Source organism: Pseudarthrobacter sp. CC12 (assembly GCF_039907755.1).
Classification (GTDB): domain Bacteria; phylum Actinomycetota; class Actinomycetes; order Actinomycetales; family Micrococcaceae; genus Arthrobacter; species Arthrobacter niigatensis.
On sequence record NZ_JARDJH010000008.1, the window covers coordinates 20,937 to 45,379 of the forward strand.

The following is a 24,443-nucleotide window of genomic DNA, read 5'->3' on the forward strand; positions in this document are numbered from 1 at the left end:
CCATGGATATCCTCAAACTGCTCTCCGATACCTTCCTTGACTGGAAGGCGATCGGCGCCGTCCTGCCCAAAATGTTCGCCGTCGGGCTTCCGAATACGCTCGTTTTGGCTGTTTCGTCCGGCGTCATCGGAACAGTACTTGGCATGCTGCTTGCCCTGATGGGGATTTCCCGGAACGCCGGGGCCCGCTGGGTTGCTCGCATCTACACGGATGTGCTCCGCGGGCTGCCGCCCATCCTCACCATCCTGGTGGTTGGGCTCGGATTCGGGCCGATCGTCCGGCAGTGGACCGGATCCACCAGCCCGTACCCGATGGCGATTGCCGCGCTGTCCCTGATGTCGGCCGCCTACATCGGCGAGATCTTCCGCTCCGGCATCCAGAGCGTGGACAAGGGCCAGCTCGAAGCAACCCGTGCCCTGGGGTTCGGCTACGGCCCGGCCATGCGCCTGGTAGTAGTACCCCAGGGCGTCCGGCGGGTGCTTCCGGCCCTGGTCAACCAGTTCATCGCCTTGATCAAGGAGTCCTCCCTGGTCTTCATGCTCGGGCTGCTGGCCAGCGAACGCGAGATCTTCCAGATCGGCAAGGACGCGGCGTCCACCAGCGGCAACTTGTCGCCCTACGTCGCTGCGGCGGTGTTCTACCTGGCATTGACCGTTCCGCTGACCCACTTCGTGAACTGGATCGACCGGCGCCTCCGCACCGGCCGGCCCGAAAAGAAAGAACCGGACGAGGCCGCAGCCGTCGTTGGAAAGGGAGCCCAGGCATGAGCGAGTTCGCATCCGGCACACTGAGCGCCAGGAACATCCACCTTTCCTTCGGCAGCAACCACGTGCTGCGGGGCATCGACCTGCACGTTCCCCAGGGCACTACCGCGTCGGTCATCGGCCCGTCAGGTTCGGGCAAGTCCACCCTGCTGCGGGTCATGAACCGGCTGATCGAACCCGACCAGGGGGACATCCTCTTGGACGGGCGTTCTGTCCTGAAGGACAACCCGGATGAACTCCGGCGCCGGATCGGGATGGTGTTCCAGCAGTTCAACCTGTTCCCGCACAAAACGGTGGTGGAAAACGTCTCCCTGGCCCTGCGGAAACTGCGCAAGCTCTCCAAGGAGGAAGCGCAGGCCGAGGCCCTGGAGCAGTTGGATCTTGTCGGGTTGAAGCACAAGGCTGATTCCCGGCCCGCCAACCTCTCCGGCGGCCAGCAGCAGCGCGTGGCCATCGCCCGTGCGCTGGCCATGAAGCCCGAGGTGATGTTCTTCGACGAGGCCACTTCTGCCTTGGACCCCGAGCTGGTCAAGGGCGTCCTGGCCTTGATGGCGGAGCTCGCCAAGGGCGGCATGACCATGGTGGTGGTGACCCACGAAATGGGCTTCTCCCGCAACGTCTCCGATGCCGTGACATTCATGGACGCCGGTGTTGTGGTGGAGTCCGGGCCGCCCGAGCAGCTGTTCACCGAGCCAAAGACCGACCGGCTCAAGGGCTTCCTCTCGGACGTCCTGTAACACCCACGGCATAAAGAAATCCCCGGCTGCAGCCTGCAGCCGGGGATTTCTTTTTGTCTTCCGCGAGATGGCGACGGCGGGACGCGCCTGTCGCCCGCGGCGGCGCTAGCCCTGGGCGGCTGCGGCCGCCTGGGCCGCGGCAGGCAGTGCGTCGTAAATCCGGTTCATGGCGTCGTCGTCGTGCGCGGCCGACAGGAACCAGGCCTCGAAGACGGACGGCGGCAGGTAGACCCCGGAGTCCAGCATCGAGTGGAAGAACGGCGCATAGCGGAAGGCTTCCTGTGCCTGGGCGTCGGCGTAGTTGTGGACGCCGTTGGCCGAGGTGCCGAAGGCCACTGAGAAGAGGTTCCCGGCGAACTGGATGGAGTGGTCCACCCCTGCGGCGTCCAGGGCGTTGGAGAGGGCCGAGGACAGTTCCAGCGAGCGGACGTCGATGAAGGAGTAAACGTCGCGGGTCGCATGGATCAGTGTTGCCACGCCGGCAGCCATGGCCACCGGGTTTCCGGACAGGGTTCCGGCCTGGTACACCGGGCCGGTAGGCGCGAGGTAGTCCATGACGTCGGCGCGGCCGCCGAGGGCCGCCGTCGGCATCCCGCCGCCGATGACCTTGCCAAAGGTGAGCAGGTCAGGGGTCCATGGTTCCTCGGCATCCGGTGCACCGCCGGTAAGGCCCCAGTAGCCGGAGTAGCCGGTGCGGAATCCGGTCAGGACCTCGTCGACGATGAGGAGCGCTCCGTGCTCCCGCGTGATCTGCGAAAGTCCGTGGTTGAATCCCTCGCCGGGGGTGACGACGCCCATGTTCGCCGGCGCTGCTTCGGTGATGACGGCGGCAATATTGGGGCCGTGGACAGCGAAGGCTTCCTTGACGGCCGCGAGGTCATTGTAGGGCAGCACCAGCGTCTCCGCCGCGGTCGCTTCCGTGACGCCGGCGGACCCGGGCAGGGCCAGGGTTGCCAGCCCGGATCCGGCCGCGGCCAGGAGTCCGTCGAGGTGGCCGTGGTAGCAGCCGGCGAATTTGATGATCAGGTTGCGGCCGGTGAACCCGCGGGCCAGCCGGACAGCGGTCATGGTGGCTTCGGTTCCGGTGGACACCATCCGGAGGCGTTCGACGGCAGGGACGCGCTCCTGGACGATCTCCGCCAGGTTTGCCTCGTCCGGGGTGGACGCGCCAAAGGAGAGTCCCCGGTCGACGGCGGCATGCACGGCCTCCAGCACGGCCGGATGGGCGTGTCCGAGCAGGGCAGGTCCCCATGAGCAGACCAGGTCCACGTATTCCTTGCCGTCGGCATCCGTCAGGTACGGTCCCTTGGCGGAGACCATGAAGCGCGGGGTCCCGCCCACGGAGCCAAAAGCCCGCACCGGCGAGTTGACGCCGCCCGGCATCAGCTGGCGGGCGCGGTCGAAGAGTGCCTCATTGCGAGGATTGCTGGAAGTCATGGTTCCTATTCTCTCAGTAAGCCGGAAAGCTCAAGTTAGCCGCAAGGGCCCCATTGGCAGGGTCAGCCGGCGAGCAGCTCTGCCACGCGGGGCGCCACCGCCGTGCCCATCAGTTCGATCGAGCGCATCATGGCCGCGTGCGGCAGAGGCCCGTTGCTGTATTTGAGGTCAAAACGGTCAACCCCCAGGTTCCGCTTCAGCCTGACAATTTTTTGGGCCACGGTTTCCGGTGATCCGACGTAGAGCGCGCCTTCTGTGGAACAGAGTGCATCGAACTCACCGCGGCCGGCCGGACCCCAGCCACGCTCGGCTCCAAGCCTGTTCCGGAGTGCCAGCCAGTGGGGATAGAGCTCTTCCCGTGCCTGTTCGTCCGTATCGGCAACATGGCCGGGCGAGTGGGTGGCCATCTGCTGCATCGGGTGCCCGTACTTGCCCATCGCTTCCCGGTAAAGGTCGGCAAGGGGCCGGAAGCCCCGCGGCTGGCCGCCGATGATGGCGAAGATGATCGGATACCCGTACTGGGCACACCGGAGGACAGATTCCGGTGTGCCGCCCACGCCGATCCAGGTGGGCAGCAGGTGGTGCTCGGGGGGCGGATAGACGCTCAGGCCGGCGAGGGCCGGGCGGGTGCGGCCTTCCCAGTGCACAGGCTTCTGTGCGCGGACCTTGTCGAACAGTTCAAGTTTTTCCTCGAACAGGACTTCGTAGTCCGCCAGGTCCAGGCCGAACAGCGGGAAGGATTCGATAAAGGATCCGCGCCCCAGCATGACTTCCGCCCGGCCGTTGGAGATGGCGTCCACGGTGGCGAAGCGCTGGAACACCCTGATGGGATCGTCCGAGCTCAGCACCGTCACCGCGGAGCCCAGGCGGATTCGGGACGTGCGGGCGGCGGCAGCGGCAAGGAAGACCTCCGGCGCGGACACGGCGTAGTCCTTGCGGTGGTGCTCCCCCACGCCGAAGGCATGGAGGCCGACGGCGTCAGCCAGTTCAGCCTGTTCCAGCAGCTGGCGCAGGACCTGGGCATGCGGCTGCGGGCTGCCGTCGGGGGCCTCACCTACGTCGCCGAAGGTGTTCAGGCCGAGGAGGATGCGGTCTTCCCCCACGGGTGCGGTGGGAGAGCCGGACGGGTCGGTCACCGGGTTTCCTTCAGCCAGCCGGCCAGTTCGGTGGCCCAGTAGGTGAGCACCGTGTGCGCTCCGGCCCGCCGGATGCCCAGCACGGATTCGGTGATGGCGGCGCGGCGGTCGATCCAGCCGTTGGCGGCAGCGGCCTCGATCATCGCGTACTCGCCGGAGATCTGGTAGGCGGACACGGGCACCGGGCTCATGGCGGCCACGTCTGCCACGATGTCCAGGTAGCTCATGGCCGGCTTGACCATGATGATGTCGGCACCTTCGTCCAGGTCCAGTTCCACCTCGCGAAGCGCTTCGGTGCGGTTCCCGGCATCCATCTGGTAGGTCCGCCGGTCACCCGTGAGCTGGGAGTCCACCGCTTCGCGGAAAGGACCGTAGAACGCGGAGGCGTACTTCGCGGCGTAGGCGATGACAGAAGTGTTGACGTGTCTGGCCTCATCCAGTGCTGCGCGGATGGCGGCGATCTGGCCGTCCATCATCCCGGAGGGGCCCAGCATGTGCGCGCCGGCCTCAGCCTGCGCCACTGCCATCCTGGCGTAGATCTCCACGGTGCGGTCGTTGTCCACGTAACCGTCGGCGTCGAGCACCCCGCAGTGGCCGTGGTCGGTAAATTCGTCCAGGCAGACGTCACTCATGATCACCAGGTCGTCGCCCACCTCCGAGCGCACGTCGCGGATGGCCTTGTTCAGCACGCCGTCCGGGTCAAGGGAAGCCGAGCCTTCAGGATCGCGTGTTTCAGGAATGCCGAAGAGCATGATTCCGCCCAGCCCAAGTTCAACGGCCTCAGCCGCGGCCCGTTTCAGCGTGTCGGTGGTGTGCTGGACCACGCCGGGCATGGACGTGATGGGGTTGGGCTCGGTGAGTCCTTCCCTGATGAAGGCCGGAAGGATGAGTTCGGCCGGTGAAAGGCGCGTTTCGGCGGTCATCCGGCGCATGGCGGGGGTGGTGCGCAGGCGGCGGGGGCGTTGGGTGGGGAAAGTCATGGGTCCTGTCCTTCGCATTGGTTGTGAAGCATTTGGGGAAGCGTGCCTGTCACCGTCAGGGCGGGCTGAGCGCCTTGGCCACGGCCGCTACCAGGCCCTCCGGCGTCGGCTCAGCCGCCACCGCCGCAACGTCGAGGTCCAGGGCGGCGGCCTGTTCCGCCGTCGACCGTCCTATGGCCACCAGCCGGCACCCGCCCAGAGGCCCCAGCGCGGCGATCCGGCGCACGGCGCTCGGGGAGGCCGCGATCACGGCGTGAAGGCGTCCGCCGGCGATGTCCGCGGCGGCGGTTTGCGGTGCCAGGAGGGAGTACGACGACGGCTGCGGACCAGCGTCGCCGTCCTCCGCCTGCATGGAAAGCCGCCGTTCCGCTGCCGCCGGATAGTCGACAGTGCGGTAGGCAGTCACGGCGGTAACAGTGCCGCCTGCGGCTGCCAGGCCCTCCGAGAGGGTGCCGGCGGCGATATCCGCCTGCGGCAGCAGGATCCTGCCTCCTCCCGGCCAGACGGCGAGCAGCCCGGCGGCCGACTGTTCTCCGGGCGGGGTCAGTGCCACGGTGAGGCCGCCGGCCTCAAGGAGCCGCCGCGTTGCGGGACCTACGGCGGCGATCCGCGTCCCTGGCGGTACCAGCTGGCCCAGGCGCAGACCCCGCTCTGCCGCTTTCTCCATCAGGACGTGGACGGTGGTGGCGCTGCTGACCACCAGCCAGTCAAAGGCGGCAGCTGCGAGCGCGTCACAGGCAACATCCAGCATGTGCTGGTCAGGCGCCCGTTCAAAGTCGATGAGCGGCAGCAGCACAGGTTCCGCGCCGGCTGCTGCCAGCGCCTCCACCAGGGCAGCCGAACGTTCCGGGCTGCGCGTCACCAGGACCCGGACGCCGCCAAGCGGAGTCCGGGGCGTGGTGCCGCTGGAAGGCTGCGTCATTGCCAGGTCAGGATGCCTGCAGGTCGGCGATGTCGGCGGCTCCCGCGGCAAGGAGCAGCTCAGCCAGTTCGATGCCCAGCAGGGTTGCTCCCACCTCCGTCAGCCCGTCGGTGGCCCGCTTGTCCCGCACGGTGGCGGTGCCGTCCACGGCGCACACCACTGCTTCAAGGTGCAGCATGCTGCCCTTGCGGTAGGCGTAGGCCCCAACGGGCGCTGCGCAGCCCGCTTCGAGCCGGGCCAGCAGGGCGCGTTCGGCGGTGACGGCCAGGCGGGTGTCAGGATCATCCAGCGCGGCAAGGGCCTGGGCCAGGACTCCGCCCGGCCCCGGTTTCGCAGGAGCGTCCGCCGTTCGGCATTCGATGGCCAGCGATCCCTGACCCGCTGCGGGCAGCATCACGTCGGTTTCCAGGTATTCGGACACCACATCCAGCCGGCCGATCCTCTCCAGGCCGGCAGCCGCAAGCACCACGGCATCCAGGTCGCAGGATTTTCCGGGCACCACCTGGTCGGTGGAGTTGCCGGGCAGCCCGGGAACCCGGCCCAGGCGGGTGTCCACGTTGCCGCGGATGTCCACGATGTCCAGGTCAGCGCGGGCGGCCCGCAACTGGGCTGCGCGCCGCGGCGAACCGGTGCCGATGCGGGCCCCGGCCGGCAGGTCTGCCAGCTTGAGTCCGTCGCGGGCGCACAGGACGTCGCGGACGTCCACGCGGCGCGGAGTCGCGGCAAGGCTGAGCCCTACCGCGGCGCCGGTCGGAAGGTCCTTGAGCGAGTGCACGGCAACGTCGCACTCGTCGCGCAGCAGTGCATCGCGCAGGGCAGCGACAAAGACGCCCGTGCCGCCCATCTGGGACAGCGACCCCGTCAGGACGTCGCCGTCGGTGCGGACGTGCACCAGTTCCACCGGAAAACCGCCGACGGCGGCCAGCTGGTCCGCGGTCTGCTGGGTCTGGGTAAGCGCCAGTTTGCTGGCGCGTGTTCCGATCCGGACCGTCACAGCTGGGCCGTTTCCGCGGCACCGCCGGACGGGTACGGGTCATGGCCGGTGCCCACAGTGGTGTCAGCCGCCGCGATGGTGGGCTTTTCGCCGCGGAAGTTGGCGCAGCATCCCGGCCGGCAGACGTCGTACCAGGGACCAAGATCCGTCAGGGCGGGGCGGTCGCTGATGTTGTTGGCCACCGTCCGCTCGCAGATGAGGTCCACCAGGCCGTCAACGAACTTACGGTGCGTACCGGGCGTGGGGACGCGGGTGGCGGCCAGGCCCAGGTTGGCGCAGGTTTCCATCGCTTCGGTATCCAGGTCCCAGACAACTTCCATGTGGTCGCTGACGAAACCAAGCGGGACGATGACGATGCCCTTGACGCCCTGGCCGGCCAGTTCCCCGATGGCGTCGTTGATGTCCGGTTCCAGCCACGGCACGTGCGGAGCGCCGGAGCGGGACTGGTACACCAGGGACCACGGTGCGGTCAGCCCGGATTCCTTCCCGACCCGCTCAATGACGGCGGCCGCGTTGGCAAGGTGCTGGGCCACGTAGGCGGAGCCTTCCTCGAACACGCGCGGCTCCCCCTCGGAGCGGCCCGCCGCCTCGGCGTCCCGGGTGGGGATGGAGTGGGTGGCGAACAGGATATGGATGGGTGCATCCGGGGTGCCCGCTTCGGCAAGCTTGGCGCGGACCTCCGCCAGGCCGGCGGCGGTACCTTCGACGAACGGCTCCACGAAGCCCGGGTGGTCGAAGTACTGGCGGACCTTGTCCACTTCCAGTTTGCCGTCCAGGCCGGTTTCGGTCAGCGCCATGCCGATGTCCTCGCGGTACTGGCGGCAGCTGGAGTAGCAGGAGTAGGCACTGGTGGTGAGCATGAGCACCCGGCGGTGCCCGGCGTCGTACGCTTCCTGCAGGGTCTGCGGGATGTACGGTGCCCAGTTGCGGTTGCCCCACAGCACGGGCAGCTCGATGCCGCGGGCAGCCAGCTCGGCTTCCAGCGCTGCCTTCAGCTCGCGGTTCTGCTGGTTGATGGGGCTGATGCCGCCGTTGGCACGGTAGTGGTGCGAGACTTCCTCCAGCCGCTCGTCCGGGATCCCCCGGCCGCGGGTAACGTTGCGGAGGAACGGGATGACGTCATCCTGGCCTTCCGGTCCGCCGAAGGAGGCCAGCAGGACGGCGTCGTAGTTTTTGGGGGCCATGCGTCCGGCCTCGGTCACCGGGTTGATGGCGGTGGCTGCCTGCTGCTCGGGGCTCATGCGAGCACCTCGGCAACCTCGTCTGCGGAGATGCGGCGTCCGGTATAGAACGGCACTTCCTCCCGCACGTGGTTGCGCGCCTCGGTGGCGCGGAGGTGGCGCATCAGGTCCACGAGGTCCACCAGTTCCGGCGCTTCCAGGCCCAGGATCCACTCCCAGTCGCCCAGGGCGAAGGAGGAAACGGTGTTGGAAATGACCTGCGGGAAGTCCCGTCCCAGCAGTCCATGGTCGCGGAGCATCTTGCCGCGCTCGGCCTCCGGCAGGATGTACCACTCGTAGGACCGGACGAACGGGTACACGCACAGCCACTCGGCCGGTGCGACGCCGCGGGAGTAGGCGGGGGTGTGGTTCTTGGCGAATTCGGCTTCGCGGTGGACACCCATGGCAGACCAGACGATCTCCGTGCCGGCGAAGAGGGTGCTGCGGCGGATGTCGCGGATGGCCTGCTGCAGCGCCTCCGGCCTGGGTCCATGGAGCCACACCATGACGTCGGCGTCGGCGCGCATGGCCGAGACGTCGTAGCTGCCCCGGTGCGTGACACCGGCGGCGGCGAGACGCTCCAGCAGCGCTTCGAAGTCGGCGGCGGCATCCGCACTGCGGACCACTGACTCCGACCGCTTGAATACCGTCCAGAGGGTAAAGAACTGCTCGGCTGATTCTTCGGTTTTAGTGACAGATTCGGCAGAAGTGTGGCTCATGGTTACAAGTTTGCCCCTTCCCTGCCCCCAAGGCGAAACCGAAGAGTTCTACAGCTCGTAGAAGTGATTAAAGTCACCTTCCGGGCACGTCAGGCCGCCCTTAGGGGCGGCGCATGCGGAGGAATACCAGCCCTGCGGCGGCACCCACGCCAACCAGTCCGGCGCCCAGCCACACCATGGCATCGGGCACGCCGGGCAGCGGACCGGTGGAGGAAACTGCCTGTCCCGGTCCTTCCGGTGCTCCGGCGGCCTGCGGCGCCCGCGTGGGCTGGGACTGGCGCGCGTTGATGGACAGCGACGTTGGCAGGACGGGGCCCGGCGTGGAAACCGGGCCGGCGGCCGGCGCGTCGTCCCCCACACGGCCAGCCTCGCCGGTCCCGGTGGCGTCGGCCGCCGCGGCGCCGCCGGCGGACGCTCCACCGGACCCCGGCACCGTGGCCTGCGTCCCGGACAGCGGGGCAGGACCTCCCCCGGCTGCTCCGGGCGCCGTTGCAGCGGACGTGGCAACGGCCTCCGGAGCGGAGCCGCCAGCCGCTGTCGAAGGGCCGGTTCCAGGGGCAGCTGCCGGCCCGGACGCCGCGGGGGACCCGGACCTGCCGGCAGCCGGGGAACCGGTGGCCGCGGCTGTGGTCTGTGGCCGGGGTGCCAGGGGCGTCCCGGAGTCCGTCGGAGCGGGCGTGGCAGTGGAGGTCGAGCCTGCGGACAGGGTCGCGGCAATCGTCGGAAGCAGCGAAGCGGGCAACGGGAGCAGCGTCGAAGCTGTCCGGGGTGCCGGGGTTGCCGTGGCCGGGGCGCTCGGTTCGCCGGTGCCCTGTCCGCCATGCCAGGCCCCGCCTTGCGATGCCAGGTTTTGCGGAGGCGGGACCGCGTCGTCTGCCAAGGACGCCTGGACGCCGGTAGAAAGAACCAGTACCGCTCCGACGGCCGCTGCTGCGGTGCCGCGCCGGAGTCCCCCATGGATACCGGTCCGGGACATTGAAAGCTCGGACCTGTGTTGAACCATAGTCATCGACCCTAACCAGAAGGCTTGGCCGATTGGAAACTGAACGGGACGCCGTACCGGGCGCGGTGCGGGTGCCGCGGGCCCGGCTCGGAGCGCTGACCAGCAGGAATGCTCAGGCGGCAGTGAGTTGGGCGATTTGCTCACGTGTGTCGGCCACCACAGCGGCCAGGCCGTTCCCGGCCACCCATCCGCCCACGACGGCCAGGCCGCCGGCAGCGCTGCAGGACCGCCGGATGTCCGCTGCCCGGGCACGGTGCCCGACGGCGGCGAACGGCAGGGCTCCGCGCCAGCGGACCACATCCCAGCCCCGTATGTCCTCCCCCGCGATGCGGACGCCCAACAGGGCGGAAGCGTCGCGCAAGGCGGCCGCGAACAGCTCATCATCCGATTGCGGGCCGGAGGCCTGCACGGACGCTCCGTCCACCCGGCCGTAGGAAAGGCGCACCACATGGCGCCCGGTCCCGGCAGCGGCAGCCAGCCAATCCCACTTTCCCGTGGCATGCGTGAGCGCCTTCGCTTCGATCCCCGGCGTTTGCGGGGCAACCAGGATCCCCGTTCCACGCGGCCGCCGGTCAAGGTCCGGATTGTCCAGGACCAGTGTCACCAGCTTGACGTCAGGCCCGGAGGCAGGCCTTTTTCCAGAAATTGCGGGAACGGCATGTTCCAGCAGTTCGACGGCGGCCGGTCCCTCCACTGCCATGACCAGCAGTGCGGCACTGAAGGCCGCCCCGCCGGCGTCGACCCGCCAGCCGCCAGGAGTGCGGGAGACCGCCGTCGCGGCCGTGCCCGGCAAAAGGACCACACCACGGCGCTGAAGATCCGCCACCAACGCATCCACCAGGGTGTGCATGCCGCCTTCGAGGCCGGCGACGGCGGACCCGGCTTTTGCGGGCTGGCCGGGCTGCTGCGCCTGCCCGGGTGTGCCCGCACGGCGCCGCTGCGCCGAGACCGCGGCAGCGAGGGAACCGTGTTGCCGCAATCCGGCACGGAGGCCGGGGGCCACCATGTCGACGTCGAGCAGGCCGGGATCGGCGGAGTGGACGCCGCCTACTACCGGGGAGACCAGGCGTTCCAGCACCCGCGACCCCATCCGGGCCCGGACCAGCGCGGCGACGCTGGTGACGCCGGCCCCGGCACCGACGGAGGCAGGCAGGAGGCGGTCCACGGAGGCGCGCAGCGAGCCAAGGATGCCCAGGGTGCGCCGCACCTCAGGGTCCCAGGGATTGGCGGGAATGCCCAGGACGCCGGTCCGGGGCAGCTCGCGGGGCCCATCCGGCAGCTGCACCCAGGCACCTCCGGGGCGCGGGGGAACGATCTTCCCGCCAAGGCCCAGTTCCGAGCAGAGCCGGGCGACGGCGTCGGACCTGGTGGCGAAGGACTCGGCGCCGCTGTCCAGGGTGAGCCCGGCGACCGTATGGCTGCCCACGCAGCCGCCCCACGCCGTCCCGGCTTCCAGGACGGTCACCTCATGGCCGGCTGCTGCGAGTTCCCGGGCGGAGAGCAGCCCGGAGATCCCGCCGCCCACCACCAGCGCCTTGCCGGGTGTTGCCGGGGAGCCGCGCACGGGTTACGCCGGAGAGATGGAGTGGATGAGCTCCACTACCCGGGTGAGGACGTCAGGGTCCGTCCCGGGCGGTACGCCGTGCCCCAGGTTCAGGACGTGGCCGGGTGCGGCGGAGCCGGCGGCGATGACCTCGCGGACGTGCGCTTCCAGGATGTCCCAGGGTGCTTCCAGCAGCGCAGGGTCGATGTTTCCCTGCAGGGGCACCGTCCCGCCGAGCCGCCGGTTTGCTTCATCCAGCGGGAGCCGGTAGTCAACGCCCACCACGTCCACTCCCACGTCCCGCATGGCCACGAGGAGTTCGGACGTGCCGGTGCCGAAGTGGATGAGCGGGGCACCCAGGTGGCGCACGTGGTCCAGGGCCCGGGCCGACGCCGGCGCAACGTATTTGGTGTAGTCGGCCAGTCCCAGCGAACCCGCCCAGGAGTCGAAGAGCTGGGCGGCGGAGGCCCCGGCCTCCAGCTGCGCCTGGAGGAACATGCCCGAGGCGTCGGCGGCCCAGTTGGCCAGCGCGGTCCACGTCTCCGGATCCGCGTGCATCATGGTCCGCGGGCCCAGGTGGTCGCGCGAGGGTTTGCCTTCCACCATGTAGGCGGCCAGGGTGAACGGCGCCCCGGCGAAACCGATCAGGGGTGTCTTGCCCAGCTCGGCCACCGTGAGGCGGACTGCTTCGCGGATGGGTTCCAGGGCTTCCCAGGTCAGCTGCGGCAGGGCCGCGACATCGGCGGCAGTGCGCACGGGCTTATCAAGGACCGGCCCCACCCCGGGAACAATGTCCACGCCCACGCCGGCAAGCTTCAAGGGGATGACAATGTCCGAAAAGAAGATCCCGGCGTCCACGTCATGCCGGCGGACGGGCTGGAGCGTGATCTCGGAGGCCAGCTCCGGCCGGAGGCAGGAGTCCAGCATGGCGATTCCCTCGCGCACCTTAAGGTATTCGGGCAGCGAGCGGCCGGCTTGCCGCATGAACCATACGGGACGGCGGGACGGCTTGCCGCCGCGGTAGGCCGTGATCAGCGGAGAGTCTGCTGTGCGGCCGTCCATCAGTGGATGGTCTGCGGCGAGGGCGCCGGCAGCGGAGACGGCAGGGCTAGGAGTCATGCCTTTGATTGTGCCCAAAAAGAGCCGCAAAAGATAACGACAACCTGTCGCTGAAGCCCCGGAAAAGCGGGAGGTGGCGGGGATCACGTCCCACTGTGGCGACTATCCTTTCCGATGGTTGTTCTACCGGGTAACGAAAAAGCTATGATTGGTCTGCTGTGGTTCTTTTTTCATTGGTGGCTACACACGCCGACATCGATCTTGAAACCGTTGCTCAGTTGAGCAACGGTTCCTCCGGGATTGCCGCTTCCGCGCTCACTGAATCACCCGCCGTCGCCGGCGCGGTGGTCCTGGCCACCTGCAACCGTTATGAAATCTACGGCGAGGCCGCGAATCCGGACGATGTTGAAGCGGCCCGGGCTGCCCTCGTCTCGCGGATCAGCGAAGCCAGCGGACTGGCGGAGCCGCTCGTGTCCCGCTCCTTCAGCACCCGCACCGGGCCTGAGGTGACCCAGCACCTGTTTGCCGTCAGCGCGGGGCTGGACTCCGCCGTCGTCGGTGAGCGCGAGATCGCCGGGCAGGTTCGCCGCGCCCTCATCACCGCACAGCACGACGGTACTGCCAGCGCCGGACTCGTCCGGCTGTTCCAGGCCGCGTCCAAAACCGCCAAGGATGTGGGCGCGCAGACTGCCCTGGGTTCGCGGGGCCTGTCCATCGTTTCGGTGGCACTCGACCTGGCCACTGACCTTTCCGAAAACCCGGACTGGTCAACCAAGAAAGTTGTCCTGTTCGGAACCGGCGCGTACGCAGGCGCCACCATGGCCCTGCTGCGTGAGCGCGGCTGCACTGACATCTCTGTTTTCTCCTCCTCCGGCCGTGCCGAAGGGTTTGTTGCTTCCCGCGGAGGTGCCGCCCTGGACGTGGAGTCCCTGCGCCCGGCGGTGGCCGCTGCCGACGTCATGATCGGCTGCAGCGGCTCGGACACCCGGGTCGAGGCCTATGAACTGGCCCAGGTCCGCGCGGAGTCGCCGCAGCCCCTGATCGCCATCGACCTGGCGCTCACCCACGACTTCGATCCCGCCGTCGGCGAACTGGATGGTGTTGAACTGCTGACGCTGGAATCGGTGCGCCTGGCCGCCCCGCAGGAGCAGGCGGAATCCCTGACCCAGGCCAGCGGCATCGTCAAGGGCGCGGCCAAGGCCTTCGAGCAGGAGCGCGAAGCCCGCTCGGTGGACTCCGCCATCGTTGCCCTGCGGCGCCACACCATGAGTGTGCTGGACGCGGAGATGGAAAAGGTCCGGGCCCGTCACGGGTGCACCGCTGCCGCCGAAGAAGTCGAGTTCGCGCTGCGCCGCATGGTCAAGCAGTTGCTGCACGTCCCCACGGTCCGCGCCCGCGAACTTGCGGCGAACGGCCAGCAGGACGACTACGTGGCGGCTCTGGAGGCACTGTACGGCATCACCGTCGAGCAGCCCGCCGCCACCGCGCCGGCCGCCGAGTGCCCGGTGGACCACAAGGGCCGCGAAACCGCCTGAGTGCTTTCCCCGACGCCCCATCACCATTTGCCCCTAAATCGGAAACGCCCCATCACTTTCTTCAGGGAAGTGATGGGGCGTTTCTTAAAAAGCCGCTAAAGGTGATGGGGCGTCTGGGTCAGTAGACCGGCTTTTCGGGTTCCACCTCCCGCACCCAGGCCAGGATCCCGCCGTCGAGATGGCTGACCCGCTGATACCCGGCTGCCCGGGCGGCCGCCAGCACGCTGGCGGACCGTGTACCGGCCTTGCAGTGGAACACGATATCCCGGTCCTGCGGAAGTTCGTCCCAGGCCTCGCCGGCCAGGATACGTCCCTGCGGGATCAGTTTTGCCCCGTCGATCCGGACGATGTCGTACTCCCCCGATTCCCGGACGTCCACCAGTTCAAAGTCCTTGAGCCCGGCTTGGCGCGAGGCCAGCATGGTGGCCAGCTGGGTGGCCGTGACCGTGTGTTCGGTGTCCGACGGGGAGGCCGGGGCGATGCCGCAGAAGGCCTCGTAGTCGGTGAGTTCGGTGATGGGTTCGGCGGCCGGGTCCTTCGCTACCCGGATCTCGCGCCAGCTCCCGCCGAGGGCGTCAAAGAGGGCCACGCGGCCCAGCAAAGAGCGCCCGACGCCGGTAATCAGCTTCACGGCTTCGGTCACCATGAGCGATCCCACGGCGGCGCACAGCATGCCAAAGACCCCGCCCTCGCCACAGGACGGGACGGAACCGGCAGGCGGGGCCTCGGGGTACAGGTCCCGGTACGTGGGTCCATGCTTCTCCCAGAACACGCTGACCTGGCCGTCAAAGCGGAAGATGGAGCCCCACACATAGGGCTTGCCAAGGATGGCGGCGGCGTCGTTCACCAGGTAGCGGGTGGCGAAGTTGTCGGCACCGTCGAGAATGAGGTCGTAGCCGCTAAACAGTTCCAGGGCGTTGGACGAGTCCAGGCGCACGTTGTGCAGCCGGACGTCCACCAGCGGGTTCAGCCCGGCAATGGCGTCGCGCGCCGATTCGATCTTGGGACGGCCCACATCGCTGACGCCGTGGATCACCTGGCGCTGCAGGTTGCTCAGGTCCACGACGTCGTCGTCGATGATGCCGATGGTTCCCACCCCGGCCGCGGCGAGGTAGAGCAGCGCGGGTGCTCCCAATCCGCCGGCGCCGATCACCAGCACCTTGGCGTTCTTGAGCCGCCGCTGCCCGAGGGCGCCGATCTCGGGAATGATCAGGTGCCGGGAGTATCTTTCGACCTCGGCGGCCGTGAGGTCTGCGGCCGGTTCCACCAGCGGATCCAGGGAGGGTGACGCAACATTTGCGGTGAAAGACGAAGCCATACTTCAATGTATGCCCCGGGATACCGCCGGGTCATATTACCCCGCAGTAAAGTGAAGGGTAACTGCAATGGAAAGAAGGACAACTGTGGTCCCTGAAGCACGGGCAGACCGCCCGACCGCCGCCGAACCGCAAGCTCCCTCCCGCCCCGCAGGCCAGCGGTCCGCCCGGCTGCCCCGGGATGAGCGCCGCGCACAACTCCTTGCTGCGGCCCAGGAGGTGTTCGTAGCCAACGGCTACCACGGCGCTGCGATGGATGAGATCGCAGAAACCGCCCACGTGAGCAAACCGGTGCTGTACCAGCACTTTCCGTCGAAGCGCGAGCTCTACCTCGCGCTGCTGGAAAGCCACCTGGCCTCGCTCACCGAACTGATGCTGGGCGCCCTGAACTCCACCACGGACAATGATGAACGCGTCCAGGCCGTCATGCGCGCCTACTTCCACTTCATCGCCAATGACGACCAGGCCCACCGCCTGGTGTTCGAATCAGACCTGATCAACGACACCGATGTCAGCTCCAGGCTGGAAACCTTCAACCGGACCTTCGCCGACGCCATTGCCAGGGTCATTGCGGAGGACACCAAGCTCCCCCACCTGGAAGCCCAGCTGCTGGGCCGGGGCCTGGCGGGAATGGCGCAGGTCAGCGCCCGGTACTGGCTGGAAACGGACGGCAACCTGGACCTCGATGTGGCCAGCGACCTCATCTACCGTTTAGCTTGGCGCGGAATCTCTCGCTTCCCCAAAGAGTCCTAGACTACAAATAAGACAACACCTCGTAGAAACACGAGAACTTTCACAGGCTGGGAGGCCCCCTTGGAGATTAAGATCGGCGTTCAGAACGTTGGCCGCGAAATCGTGCTGGAATCAACCCAGGATGCGGAGACCGTGGCCAAGGTGGTTGGCGAAGCCATCAATGGGGGCAGCGAACTGCGCCTGAAGGATGACAAAGGACGCCTGATCATTGTTCCGGGCAACGCACTGGCTTACGTGGAAATCGGTGCCGAGGAGGTCCGGCGCGTAGGTTTCGGGCAGTTCTAGTCCGGGCCTGCTGCAGGCCCTTCGTTCTTCAAGGAGATCCATGCTTTCGCTGACCATCGTGGTGCTGGCAACCGTCGCTGCGGGCTTCGTTGTCTGGGCCAATGACAAGCGGCACTCCAAATACGGCGCGGCCCTGCCTGCCGGTGTTGCCGTGGGTGTTGCGGCGCTGGCCTGGATCATCCTGATGACCGCGGGCTTCGGCTACCTGCCGGGAACCACGTGGCTTCCCTGGGTCCTGCCGATGGTCCTGGGCGTCGCCGCTGCCATCGCCACTGTCGTCTACCTGGGCCGCACGCGCGCCCGCCGCGATACGGAACGCCTCACTGTCATCCTGCGGCGCTGACCGCCCGCAAGGCAGGACATACGCGTGTGGCCACCACCCTGCAGGGTGGTGGCCACACGCGTATGTTCCGGGTTTCAGAGGAACTCCGCCCTGCCTTCCATCGCCGACGAGGCCAAGGCATGCTCCCGTCGCGGGATGCGCCCGGCTGCCCGGGCCATCCTGCCGGCGAGCACTGCATGCTTGAACGCCTCGCCCATGAGTGCAGGGTTCTGCGCCCGCGTCACCGCCGTGGCCAGCAGCACGGCGTCGCAGCCCAGCTCCATGGCCAGCGCCGCGTCCGATGCCGTACCAATGCCGGCGTCCAGCACCACCGGCACCGAGGCACGGGACACGATGAGCTCGATATTGTGCGGGTTCAGGATTCCCAGGCCTGTCCCAATCGGGGCTCCGAGCGGCATGACGGCGGTGGCGCCAAGGTTCTCCAGCCGCAACGCCAGTACGGGGTCATCGTTGGTGTAGGCGAAGACCTTGAACCCCCGGTTAACCAGCTGCTCCGTGGCTTCCACCAGTTCGACAGCATCGGGCAGCAGGGTCTGCTCATCGGAAATGACTTCCAGCTTCACCCAGTCGGTCTCCAGGGCCTCCCGCGCAAGCTCCGCCGTCAGGACGGCATCCCTGGCCGTGAAGCAGCCTGCGGTGTTGGGCAGCACGCGGATCCCGTGGTCCACTAACAGCTGGAACAACGAGCCGGTCTCCGCAGTGGAGTACCGGCGCATGGCCACGGTGGTCAGGGCGGTGCCGGATGCCAGGAGTGCAGCGCCCAGGCCGTCCAGGCTGGGTGCCCCGCCGGTGCCCATGATCAGCCGGGATCCAAGGGCGACGCCGTCAATCACCAGGCCGTCGGCGGCCCCGGGATTCCCGGCCGGGTTGATGGTGCCGGTTTCGGTCATGGTGTCAGCCTCCCTGTACTGCTGTGACAAGTTCAATGTCGTCGCCCTCGGCGAGCGCCGTGGCGAACCATTGGCTCCGCGGCACCACCTGGGCATTATGGGCGACGGCGACCCCCAGCTTCCCGCCGTCGGTCGCCTGGCCGTTCGGTGCCAGCGGGCGTCCGGTGACCTGGCTGACGAGCGTGGTGATGGAGGTGCCGTCCGCCACCGTGTGGGTGTTTCCGTTCAGGGTGATGTTCACACTGTCTCCTTGGTGTGGTGGTTTGTGCGGGCGGCGGCCGGACGCGAGAACCGCTCCGGACTGAAGGGCGCCCAGCGCGGGTCGGCATGCCCGTCCAGCAACCCGGCGCAGATGGCTGCGGCAGCGGGAGTGAGCAGCACCCCGTGCCGGAAGAACCCGGTGGCGATGATGAGTCCGGGGACGTGCCCGGCCTTGTAGCCTGCAGATCCGGGGGCCGCCGGCACGCGGCCCAGCAGCGGCGCGTTGTCGGGGGTTCCGGGCCGGGCCCTTGCGGTGCACTCCAGCAGCTCCAGTTCGGCGACGGCGGGCACCAGCGCCTGGGCATCGCGCAGCAGCTGATAGACGCCCCCGGCGCTGACGGCATCGGACAGCGCGTCCTCGCGCTGGGTGGCTCCGATGACCACGGTCCCGTCCTGCCGGGGAACGATGTAGACGGGGACACCATGCACCAGCCCGCGCACCGTGGACGTCACAAGGGGCTGGAGGTGCTGCGGAACGGCGAGGCGGAGGATGTCTCCGTGTACGGGGCGCAGGGGCAGGTCGAGGCCGTCGGGCAGGCCGCCCAGGTCCCCTGCCTGCAGCCCGTTGGCCACGATCGTATCCGTTGCCAGGACGGTGCCGCCGCCAGCCAGGCTGGCGCCGACGACCCTTCCGCCCTCCCACAGCAGGCCGCCGGCCCGGTCCGGCACGGCGTACCCTTCCACCGCCCCTGCAACAGCCAGGCCAGGCTTCCCGCGGACGGCACCGGCGAGGGCCTGCCGCAGGGCAGCCAGCAGGCGGCGGGGATCAACCTGGTGGTCCGCAGGCGTGTCAAGGGCGCAGGCTATCGCGGGGCTGAGGAGTGGCTCGCGTTTGCGGGCGTCCCGCACGGTGAGTGGTTCCACGGCAAGTCCGTTGGCCTGCTGTACGGCGCGGAGGTCCATCAGCGCGCGGCGGTCCGCGGCGTCGGCACCCACGGCGAGAGTCGGCGTCGTCAGGTATCCGGAACCGGAGGTGGCTCCTGCGATGCCTGCGGCGAAACCGGGCCAGCGGGAGGAAGCGTCAAGCATCAGTTCCAGGAGGTCCTCCTCCTGGTAGTGCAGTTCGCTGACGGGGGCCAGCATTCCTGCGGCGGCCCAGCTGGCACCGCTTCCGGGCGCGTCATCGATCAGGGCCACGGAGCGGCCGGAGCGCTGCGCCTCCCAGGCGATGCCATGGCCCACCACTCCGCCGCCGATGACGGCGACGTCCGCGCGGACCGTGGAACGGGGGGCACTGGACGGCCCGGCACGATGGTCAACGGGAGTGCTCATAAGGTTCCTTCCCTACGCCGGCATTATCCGGATCAGGTCAAGCGGTCGGCTCTGACGCCCTCTCAGCCCGGCGCTTTGTGACAGCTGCCGCGGGCTCCCGCAGTACCAGGCCAGTTTAGAGGAACTAGGCTTGCAGGCATGAATGTGTCCGCTTCCTCCCTGCCCGCAGGCCCCCACGCTCCAGCAGCCCCGGCCGGCATAGCCGAAGTTGCCAACGCCGGCCACAACGACGCCCTGAAGGCGGCCCGCCTGTACCTGTGCACCGATGCACGCACTGCGCACGGCGACTTCGCGGAGTTTGTGGACGCCGCGTTTGCCGGCGGCGTGGACATCATCCAGCTGCGGGACAAGACCATCGAGGCCGCCGAGGAACTGGACCTCCTGGCGGCGTTGAAGGAGACCGCGGTACGCCATGGCCGGCTGTGGGCCGTCAATGACCGCGCCGATATTGCCGTGCTGTCCGGGGCACCGGTGTTCCACATCGGCCAAAAGGACCTTCCGCTGGCTGCGGCGCGCACGCTGGTCAACGGCAACGCCGCCATCGGCCTCTCCAGCCACACCACGGGCCAGGTCGACGCCGCCCTCGCTGCAACCGGCGGCCCGTCCGGGCTGGACTACTTCTGCGTTGGGCCGGTATGGGCCACACCCACCAAACCCGGCAGGGCCGCCGTAGGGCCTGAACTGGTGAAGTACGCCGCCGATGCCTCCGGGCAGGCCGGGGATCCGGTGCCGTGGTTTGCCATCGGCGGCATCGACCACGGAAACGTCCGCGAGGTGGTGGCGGCCGGTGCACGCCGGATCGTGGTGGTCCGCGCCATCACCGAGGCCGCCGACCCCGCGGCAGCCGCTGCCTCGCTCCTCGGCGCGCTGGACGGCTGAGACTGCTTAATCCCGGGACTTGGCGCTACGCTGAATTTTGTGTCGCATCATCGGTTGGCCCCTAACGTCCGTGACCACAGGAACGCCTTGGAAGAGGCGCTGGGCCTGCTGCGGACCGAACTTGAGCTGCCCGGGCCGTACCCTGCCGACGCGGTGGAAGACGCCCGGGCCGCCGTCGCGGCGCTGAAGCTGCCGTCCTACGACCTGACCGCCGTCGAGTTCGTGACTATCGATCCGGCGTCCTCCACGGACCTGGACCAGGCAGTCTTCATCGAACCGGACGGCACCGGCTACCGCGTCATGTATGCCATCGCCGACGTCCCCGCATTCGTTGCACCGGGCGGGCCGCTGGACGCCGAGACCCGGCGCCGCGGACAGACGTTCTACGCTCCGGACGGCCGGATCCCGCTGCATCCGGAGGTGATCAGCGAGGGGGCCGGCAGCCTGCTGCCCGGCCAGGAGTGCTCGGCTTTCGTCTGGGACTTCACGCTCGACGGCGAAGCGTCCGTGATTACCGTCGGCGTCCGGCGGGCGCGGGTCCGCAGCCGCGACAAGCTCAGCTACAAAGGTGCCCAGGCCGACCTCGACGCCGGGACCGCCCCACCCGTCCTCCGGCTGCTCCGCGAGGTGGGGCTGAAACGCGTGGCGCTGGAACGGGCACGGGAGGGCGCCAGCCTGAACATGCCCGAGCAGGAAATCGTCCAGCTGCCGGACGGCGGCTACCGGATTGACGCCGTCCCGCAGCTTCCCGTCGAGGACTGGAACGCGCAGATTTCGTTGATGACCGGAATGGCAGCCGCGCAGCTCATGCTTGAGGGCAAGGTGGGCATCCTGCGCACCATGCCCGCACCTGACGAGCGGTCGCTGCGGCACTTCCGGCTGCAGACCGAAGTGCTGGGCAGGCCGTGGGACGGGCAGGTCAGCTACGGCGAATACCTGCGGTCGCTCGATCCCACCGACCCGCGCCAGCTGGCCATCATGCATTCGGCCGGGATGCTGTTCCGCGGCGCGTCCTACACCGCCTTTGACGGGACGGTCCCCGAAGACGGTATCCAGTCCGCCATCGGCGCCGCCTACGCCCACACCACGGCGCCGCTGCGCCGCCTGGTGGACCGGTTCGTGCTGGTCATCTGCGAGGCCCTGAGCAACGGCGGCGATGTTCCCGGCTGGGCGCGCGAAGCCCTGCCCCTGCTTCCGGGCATCATGGCGGGATCGGACCAGCTGGCGTCAAGGATGGAGCGCCTGGCCCTGGATACCGTGGAAGCGGCACTGCTGCTGAACCACATCGGGCAGGAATTCGATGCGATCGTCATCTCCGGATCCAAGCCGCAGAACGGGAACGGCAACGGGAATGGCAAGAATGGAAATGGGAACGGCAGTTCGGGGGTTATCCAGATTGCCGAACCGGCGGTGACCGCTCGGTGCGCCGGGGAGCTGGAGTCCGGCACCAAGGTCCGGGTACGGCTGGTTTCCTCCGATATCACCACCCGGCAGATCCACTTCGAGCTCGTTTCCTGAACGGCAGGCGGCCCCCCAGGCGGTCCGAAACCGTGTTTTTGTGCCCTTACGGCTAGACTGGAGGGGTAGAACTGGATGCCCGGTCGTTGATTTCCTTGATTTGAAACCAACAAGCCCGCCCCTACGCGATCTTGAGAAGTACCCGTTGGTCACCAGTGCCAGCATTAGATAGCCCGCGATCGGCTTCCACTGGAATCGCTTGCGCGCCTGAGCGTGCTCCGGAACGGCCAGCCCTGGCCGGCCCGTTGAGCAGGCAGCGCCATTGCCTAAATGAATAAGGAAACTCCCCTGTGAGTGAATTGCATACCCACCAGCTTCTGAGCGATGAGTCCGGCACGGAAACCATCGAGCCGGAAGAAACCATCGTCTCGGACGAAAAGCCGCACGAGATCGCGGAGAAGTCCTTCGCCGACTACAACGTCCGCGCCGACATCGTCGAATCGCTGGCTGACGCCGGCATCACCCACCCGTTCCCCATCCAGGCCATGACCCTGCCGGTGGCCCTGGCCGGGCATGACATCATCGGACAGGCCAAGACCGGCACCGGCAAGACCCTCGGGTTCGGCATTCCCGCCCTGCAGCGCGTCATGGGCCAGGACGATCCCGGATACGCCACGCTGGCCGTCCCCGGAGCCCCGCAGGCGCTGGTGATCGTTCCGACCCGCGAGCTTGCCGTGCAGGTGGCCAGCGACCTTCAGACGGCGTCCCGCAAACGCAATGCAAGAATCACCACTATTTATGGTGGCCGCGCGTACGAGCCCCAGGTCGACGCCCTCAAGCAGGGTGTCGAGGTAGTGGTGGGCACCCCCGGACGACTGATCGACCTCTACAAGCAGAAGCACCTGAGCCTGAAGAACGTGAAGCTCGTGGTCCTCGACGAAGCCGACGAAATGCTGGACCTCGGCTTCCTGCCGGACGTTGAGACCCTCATCGCCGGCACGCCCGCAGTCCGCCAGACGCTCCTGTTCTCGGCCACCATGCCCGGCCCGGTCATCGCCATGGCGCGCCGCTACATGACCCAGCCCACCCACATCCGGGCAGCCGATCCGGAGGATGAGGGCCTGACCAAGCGGGACATCCGCCAGCTCATTTACCGGGCACACAGCATGGACAAGGCCGAAGTGGTGGCACGCATCCTGCAGGCCCGTGGCCGCGGACGGACCATCATCTTCACCAAGACCAAGCGCACCGCTGCCAAGGTTGCCGAGGAACTGGTGGACCGCGGGTTCGCTGCCGCCGCCATCCACGGCGACCTGGGCCAGGGCGCCCGCGAGCAGGCGCTGCGCGCGTTCCGCAACAACAAGGTCGATGTCCTGGTGGCCACGGACGTGGCTGCCCGCGGCATCGACGTCGATGACGTCACCCACGTGATCAACTACCAGTGCGTGGAAGACGAGAAGATCTACCTGCACCGGGTGGGCCGCACCGGCCGCGCCGGCAACAAGGGCACGGCCGTGACCTTTGTAGACTGGGACGACGTTCCCCGCTGGGCCCTGATCAACAAGGCCCTGGGCCTGAATGTGCCCGAACCCGTGGAAACCTATTCGTCCTCGCCGCACCTGTTCACCGATCTTGACATCCCCGAGGGCACCAAGGGCCGCCTGCCCCGCGACAAGCGCACCCTGGCCGGGGTTGACGCCGAAGTACTCGAAGACCTCGGCGAAACCGGCAAGAAGAACAGCCGCAGCAGCCGCGACGCCGGCCGGTCACGCGACCGGGACGGACGGGCCCGTGGAAAGGCCGACGCCGGCAAGGGCGGCAGCCGCGAAGGCAGCCGGAGCAGTGACTCCGCTGGACGCTCAGGCGAGCGCCGTCGTCGTACCTCAACTCCGGAGGCCACGCCTGCCGGCGAGGCCGCCGCACCCGCAGCCGACGGCGAAAAGCCGAACCGCGCCCGCCGCACCCGCACGCGCACCCGCCGCCGCAACGGCGAAGTGGTGGCCGGCGCGGACAACAGCAGCCGCCCCGGCGCCTCCGAGGCCTAACCGCCCTGATGAGTGACACTGTTTGGGCGCCGGACGGCGGCAGCCTGGTGGTGCACGCGGACAACGCGGCGTACCTCCCCACGCTGCCGGACGGCGCCTTCACGCTGATCTACGTGGATCCGCCCTTCAACACGGGCCGGCCGCAGCAGCGCCAGGAAACCCGGATGGTGGTTAACGCCGGCGGCAGCGGGGACCGGGTGGGCTTCAAGGGCCGCTCCTACGACACGATCAAGGGCGCCCTGCACCGCTACGATGACGCGTTCAGCGACTACTGGTCCTTCCTGGAACCCCGGCTGGTGGAGGCGTGGCGGCTGCTGGCCGACGACGGCACCCTGTACCTGCACCTGGACTACCGCGAGGTGCACTATGCCAAGGTGATGCTGGACGCCATCTTCGGCAGGGAGTGCTTCCTGAACGAAATCATCTGGGCATATGACTACGGAGCCCGGGCCAAGAACCGGTGGCCCACCAAGCATGACAACATCCTGGTGTACGTCAAGAACCCCGCGAAGTACCACTTCGACAGCGCCGAGGTGGACCGCGAACCGTACATGGCGCCCGGCCTGGTAACCCCCGCCAAACGCGAACTGGGAAAGCTGCCCACCGACGTCTGGTGGCACACCATCGTCTCGCCCACCGGCAAGGAAAAGACCGGCTACCCGACGCAGAAACCCGAGGGCCTGGTCCGCCGCGTCGTCGCCGCGTCGTCGCGTCCCGGGGACTGGTGCCTGGACTTTTTCGCCGGCTCCGGCACCCTGGGGGCGGTTGCGGCCAAGCTCGGCCGGAAGTTCGTGTGCGTCGACCAGAACCAGCCGGCCATCGACATCATGGCCAAGCGGCTGGGTGCGCACGCCACACTCACCTCATTCCTGCCCGCCGGTTAGCGCGGACT

The 24,443-nt window shown here is 68.2% G+C and carries 24 protein-coding genes and 1 riboswitch; of the genes, 10 read left to right on the top strand and 14 right to left on the bottom strand.

Annotation, left to right across the window (positions count from 1 at the left end):
* Positions 1-2 precede the first annotated feature (2 nt).
* The gene (locus tag PV772_RS08430; protein WP_347885858.1) at positions 3-767 is read left to right on the top strand and encodes an amino acid ABC transporter permease; all 765 of its coding nucleotides are present in this window, start codon (positions 3-5) and stop codon (positions 765-767) included.
* Positions 764-1,501: an amino acid ABC transporter ATP-binding protein gene (locus PV772_RS08435; protein ID WP_347885859.1), complete on the top strand. Its 738-nt coding sequence runs from the start codon at positions 764-766 to the stop codon at positions 1,499-1,501. The genes PV772_RS08430 and PV772_RS08435 overlap by 4 nt, the downstream gene beginning before the upstream one ends.
* 105 nt (positions 1,502-1,606) lie before the next feature.
* Here the strand turns inward: PV772_RS08435 and hemL are convergent, their stop codons facing one another.
* The 10 genes from hemL to hemE all read right to left on the bottom strand — a co-directional run bounded on the left by hemL (position 1,607) and on the right by hemE (position 12,574).
* On the bottom strand, positions 1,607-2,938 hold the full coding sequence (gene hemL / locus PV772_RS08440; RefSeq protein WP_347885860.1) for a glutamate-1-semialdehyde 2,1-aminomutase: 1,332 nt from the start codon (positions 2,936-2,938) through the stop codon (positions 1,607-1,609).
* A 62-nt stretch (positions 2,939-3,000) separates the two neighbouring features.
* Positions 3,001-4,074: an LLM class flavin-dependent oxidoreductase gene (locus PV772_RS08445; protein WP_347885861.1), complete on the bottom strand. Its 1,074-nt coding sequence runs from the start codon at positions 4,072-4,074 to the stop codon at positions 3,001-3,003.
* A complete protein-coding gene (gene hemB, locus PV772_RS08450) occupies positions 4,071-5,054 on the bottom strand; it encodes a porphobilinogen synthase (protein WP_347885862.1) in 984 nt (327 codons plus the stop codon). Before hemB ends, PV772_RS08445 begins: the two co-directional genes overlap by 4 nt.
* Before the next feature lie 55 nt (positions 5,055-5,109).
* Positions 5,110-5,976, bottom strand: a complete 867-nt coding sequence (locus PV772_RS08455; protein ID WP_347885863.1) for a uroporphyrinogen-III synthase — start codon at positions 5,974-5,976, stop codon at positions 5,110-5,112.
* 7 nt (positions 5,977-5,983) lie between these two features.
* On the bottom strand, positions 5,984-6,970 hold the full coding sequence (gene hemC, locus PV772_RS08460; protein ID WP_141159921.1) for a hydroxymethylbilane synthase: 987 nt from the start codon (positions 6,968-6,970) through the stop codon (positions 5,984-5,986).
* Positions 6,967-8,211, bottom strand: a complete 1,245-nt coding sequence (locus PV772_RS08465; RefSeq protein ID WP_141181958.1) for a ferrochelatase — start codon at positions 8,209-8,211, stop codon at positions 6,967-6,969. Before PV772_RS08465 ends, hemC begins: the two co-directional genes overlap by 4 nt.
* Positions 8,208-8,909, bottom strand: coding sequence for a hydrogen peroxide-dependent heme synthase (gene hemQ / locus PV772_RS08470; RefSeq protein ID WP_141159919.1), 702 nt, complete (start codon positions 8,907-8,909; stop codon positions 8,208-8,210). The genes PV772_RS08465 and hemQ overlap by 4 nt, the downstream gene beginning before the upstream one ends.
* Positions 8,910-9,009: 100 nt before the next feature.
* Complete coding sequence (locus PV772_RS08475; protein ID WP_347885864.1) at positions 9,010-9,885, bottom strand: hypothetical protein; 876 nt, start codon at positions 9,883-9,885, stop codon at positions 9,010-9,012.
* Positions 9,886-10,024: 139 nt separating this feature from the next.
* A complete protein-coding gene (gene hemG / locus PV772_RS08480) occupies positions 10,025-11,476 on the bottom strand; it encodes a protoporphyrinogen oxidase (RefSeq protein ID WP_347885865.1) in 1,452 nt (483 codons plus the stop codon).
* Positions 11,477-11,479: 3 nt separating this feature from the next.
* Positions 11,480-12,574 (bottom strand): uroporphyrinogen decarboxylase, encoded by a 1,095-nt coding sequence (hemE, locus tag PV772_RS08485; protein ID WP_347885866.1) that lies wholly within the window; start codon positions 12,572-12,574, stop codon positions 11,480-11,482.
* 158 nt (positions 12,575-12,732) lie between these two features.
* Between hemE and PV772_RS08490 the strand changes: the two genes are divergently transcribed.
* A complete protein-coding gene (locus PV772_RS08490) occupies positions 12,733-14,049 on the top strand; it encodes a glutamyl-tRNA reductase (RefSeq protein WP_347885867.1) in 1,317 nt (438 codons plus the stop codon).
* A gap of 118 nt (positions 14,050-14,167) precedes the next feature.
* Here PV772_RS08490 and moeB read toward each other — a convergent pair whose 3' ends face one another.
* Positions 14,168-15,367: a molybdopterin-synthase adenylyltransferase MoeB gene (gene moeB / locus PV772_RS08495; protein ID WP_141159914.1), complete on the bottom strand. Its 1,200-nt coding sequence runs from the start codon at positions 15,365-15,367 to the stop codon at positions 14,168-14,170.
* Between the two features lie 85 nt (positions 15,368-15,452).
* On the opposite strand from moeB, the gene PV772_RS08500 reads away from it, so the two are divergent.
* Genes PV772_RS08500 through PV772_RS08510 form a run of 3 tightly spaced genes read left to right on the top strand, consistent with a single transcriptional unit; the run spans position 15,453 to position 16,746 of the window.
* Complete coding sequence (locus PV772_RS08500; RefSeq protein ID WP_141159913.1) at positions 15,453-16,118, top strand: TetR/AcrR family transcriptional regulator; 666 nt, start codon at positions 15,453-15,455, stop codon at positions 16,116-16,118.
* A 60-nt stretch (positions 16,119-16,178) separates the two neighbouring features.
* The gene (locus PV772_RS08505; protein ID WP_141181964.1) at positions 16,179-16,403 is read left to right on the top strand and encodes a DUF3107 domain-containing protein; all 225 of its coding nucleotides are present in this window, start codon (positions 16,179-16,181) and stop codon (positions 16,401-16,403) included.
* A gap of 40 nt (positions 16,404-16,443) precedes the next feature.
* The gene (locus PV772_RS08510) at positions 16,444-16,746 is read left to right on the top strand and encodes a hypothetical protein (RefSeq protein WP_347885868.1); all 303 of its coding nucleotides are present in this window, start codon (positions 16,444-16,446) and stop codon (positions 16,744-16,746) included.
* A 74-nt stretch (positions 16,747-16,820) separates the two neighbouring features.
* On the opposite strand, the gene PV772_RS08515 is transcribed toward PV772_RS08510, so the two are convergent.
* The 3 genes from PV772_RS08515 to thiO form a co-directional block, all read right to left on the bottom strand.
* Positions 16,821-17,636 carry a thiazole synthase gene (locus PV772_RS08515; RefSeq protein ID WP_347885869.1) on the bottom strand — a complete coding sequence of 272 codons (816 nt, stop codon included), beginning with the start codon at positions 17,634-17,636 and terminating at the stop codon, positions 16,821-16,823.
* Between the two features lie 4 nt (positions 17,637-17,640).
* A complete protein-coding gene (gene thiS / locus PV772_RS08520; protein ID WP_141159909.1) occupies positions 17,641-17,877 on the bottom strand; it encodes a sulfur carrier protein ThiS in 237 nt (78 codons plus the stop codon).
* Positions 17,874-19,169, bottom strand: coding sequence for a glycine oxidase ThiO (gene thiO, locus PV772_RS08525; protein WP_347885870.1), 1,296 nt, complete (start codon positions 19,167-19,169; stop codon positions 17,874-17,876). The genes thiS and thiO overlap by 4 nt, the downstream gene beginning before the upstream one ends.
* A riboswitch (TPP riboswitch) is annotated at positions 19,161-19,280 on the bottom strand. It overlaps the preceding gene by 9 nt.
* 27 nt (positions 19,281-19,307) lie before the next feature.
* Here thiO and thiE point away from each other — a divergent pair.
* The 4 genes from thiE to PV772_RS08545 all read left to right on the top strand — a co-directional run bounded on the left by thiE (position 19,308) and on the right by PV772_RS08545 (position 24,435).
* Positions 19,308-20,048 carry a thiamine phosphate synthase gene (gene thiE / locus PV772_RS08530; protein ID WP_141159907.1) on the top strand — a complete coding sequence of 247 codons (741 nt, stop codon included), beginning with the start codon at positions 19,308-19,310 and terminating at the stop codon, positions 20,046-20,048.
* Positions 20,049-20,087: 39 nt separating this feature from the next.
* Positions 20,088-21,566, top strand: coding sequence for an RNB domain-containing ribonuclease (locus PV772_RS08535; protein WP_347885871.1), 1,479 nt, complete (start codon positions 20,088-20,090; stop codon positions 21,564-21,566).
* A gap of 290 nt (positions 21,567-21,856) precedes the next feature.
* Positions 21,857-23,551, top strand: coding sequence for a DEAD/DEAH box helicase (locus PV772_RS08540; protein ID WP_347885872.1), 1,695 nt, complete (start codon positions 21,857-21,859; stop codon positions 23,549-23,551).
* A gap of 8 nt (positions 23,552-23,559) precedes the next feature.
* Positions 23,560-24,435: a site-specific DNA-methyltransferase gene (locus PV772_RS08545; RefSeq protein ID WP_141181967.1), complete on the top strand. Its 876-nt coding sequence runs from the start codon at positions 23,560-23,562 to the stop codon at positions 24,433-24,435.
* The last annotated feature ends 8 nt before the right edge of the window (positions 24,436-24,443 follow it).